At 42.7% G+C, this 2,302-nt stretch carries 2 protein-coding genes and 1 pseudogene; all 3 read left to right on the top strand.

Annotated features, from left to right (window positions below):
• Nucleotides 1–133 precede the first annotated feature (133 nt).
• The gene (gene tnpA / locus L950_RS24975) at nt 134–400 is read left to right on the top strand and encodes an IS66 family insertion sequence element accessory protein TnpA (protein ID WP_021190669.1); all 267 of its coding nucleotides are present in this window, start codon (nt 134–136) and stop codon (nt 398–400) included.
• A 91-nt stretch (nt 401–491) separates the two neighbouring features.
• A complete protein-coding gene (tnpB, locus tag L950_RS24970) occupies nt 492–752 on the top strand; it encodes an IS66 family insertion sequence element accessory protein TnpB (RefSeq protein WP_156169870.1) in 261 nt (86 codons plus the stop codon).
• Nucleotides 753–800: 48 nt separating this feature from the next.
• A pseudogene (gene tnpC, locus L950_RS24965) lies at nt 801–2,302 on the top strand (IS66 family transposase); the annotation flags it as partial.

The following is a 2,302-nucleotide window of genomic DNA, read 5'->3' as shown; positions in this document are numbered from 1 at the left end:
TTTAGTGATTAATTGCCATTTTTATCACTTTCGTGCTCTATCTAACCAATATTCCTGAAAAGGAGAATTGCTTTAGTATCCGTCCTATGAAGTACGTATTGACTAGAAGTTGAGTTGTTCCTAGTTTTGGATCATGAGTACAGAAGAGAAAAGAGAATATATGAAGCTGATGGTTTCCGAATGGCAGCAAAGTGGAAAATCAAAAAAGCAATATTGCAGGGAGAATGACCTGAACTATGCAAAGTTCCAGTATTGGATCAAACGTAGTAAAGAGGAGTCCATGGACATGGGGCACTTTGTTGAGCTAAAGGAGTCCACGCGAGATTGTTCCGTTGAGATCATCTACCCCAATGGTGTTCGTCTTAAGTCGAAGCAGATCTTATCTTTGTTTCACAGTTGATACGTCTATAGTTTATGTTTTCATTGGGTTCCTCCCATAAATTCTATCTTTATGATAACCCCTGTGACATGCGTAAATCCTTTGATGGACTTTGTGGACTGATAAGTTCGGTCATGGTAGGCAGGCAATTAGCGGCGAGGTGTTCGTGTTTTTGAATCGTAGCCGTACCCATATCAAGCTTCTTCATTGGGAAAGTGGGGGCTTTGTGCTGTACTACAAACGCTTGGAACAAGGAACTTTCCCTGTTCCCAAAGATCCAAAACAGGAACTTTCATGGAGCGAGCTGGTTCTGATGATTGAGGGCATCCAAGTGGTAAAGAGCATTCAAAAAAAACGCTTTTATTTACCTTAAAAAAAGCTTTAAATAGGATAAAAGCCACTTTTTCCGTATATTTACAGTATGGAAAAAGCACTGGAAAACCTATCAAAAGATGACCTTCTCAAGGTCATTTTCAGTCAGCAAAAAGAAATTACAGACCTTTCCAAAAGTTCCTCTGCAAAAGATGAAAAAATAGATTATCTCACACAGGAACGCGATCACTTAAAATCTCAGGTGGAGATGCTCAAACGCATGCAGTTTGGACAGAAGCGCGAACGCTTTGAGGGTGATCCCAACCAGACTTTCTTGCCTTTCCAAGCAGAACCCGTAGAGGTAGAACAGCAACAGGAAGAGATCAAGCAAAAGATCGAGTATGTCCGTAAACGTCCAAATCATAAAGGGCGTGCTAAATTGCCGGCACACCTTCCTGTAAAAGAAATCGAGATCCACCCTGAAGGCGACTTAGCCCAAATGATCTGCATCGGTAAGGAAATCACCGAAGAATTGGAATGCGAGCCTGCCAAGTTCTACATCAAACGTTACATCCGTTATAAATATGCTGCTAAAGATAAGTCTGCCGTAGTCATTGCCGAACTTCCTGAACGAGTAATCGACAAAGGAATCCCAGGATCGAGCTTGCTTGCAATGATACTTACGGGGAAATATCAAGATCATCTCCCGCTATACCGACAAAAACAGATCTTCGCCAGGGAAAATATACAAATAGCCTCCTCGACGATCGAAGGGTGGACCAAACAAGCGCTGGAAAAACTGGAACCACTGTATGAACAGCTCGTCTTCGATACCAAAGCACAGGGTTACCTTCAAGTAGACGAAACGCCGATAAAAGTGCTGGACAGCGACAAAAAAGGAGCTGCCCATAGCGGTTACTATTGGGTCTACCATGCGCCAGAGAAGGGCACCGTATTATTTGATTATAGCCCTACCCGTGGTGGGATTGCCGCTGTACCGATGCTGTGGAACTTTAAAGGTTATCTTCAGACAGATGGGTACGCAGTGTACGAAAAATACGGCAAAAAGAAAGAGGTTACACACCTGGCATGCTGGGCACATGCAAGGCGTGAGTTTGAAAAAGCGCTGGATAACGATAAAGTAAGAGCTGAAAAGGCATTATTGATGATCCAAAAGCTTTATGCTGTTGAGCGGAAAGCTAAACAGGAAAATCTAAGCGCAGAGCAGATTAAAGAAATCCGTCTGTCTGAATCACTACCTATTATCAACGAGCTGGGAAAATGGATCTTTGAGGAGATCAAGAACACACTTCCCAAAAGTCAGATCGGAAAGGCAATGGCTTATGCCTATGCCAGATGGGATGCGCTATCAGCATACCTGAATGATGGAAATCTGCTTATTGATAATAATCTTGTCGAGAATGCCATTCGCCCGGTAGCGCTCGGCCGCAAAAACTACCTATTTGCCGGAAGTCATGAGCTGCTCAGCGTGCAGCTATGATCTATTCTTTCTTTGCTATCTGTAAAAAGCATGAGGTAAATCCTTTTGAGTGGTTAAAGCATACGCTCGAAAACATAATGTCGATCAATCATAAGAATCTAAAAGAACTT

This window comes from Sphingobacterium sp. IITKGP-BTPF85 (genome assembly GCF_001006065.1).
GTDB lineage: Bacteria > Bacteroidota > Bacteroidia > Sphingobacteriales > Sphingobacteriaceae > Sphingobacterium > Sphingobacterium anhuiense.
This window is presented reverse-complemented; position numbering and strand designations above follow the sequence as displayed.

Coding starts and splice junctions, on each gene's coding strand:
- tnpA (WP_021190669.1), top strand. CDS start 134: ATGAGTACAGAAGAGAAAAGAGAATATATGAAGCTGATGGTTTCCGAA.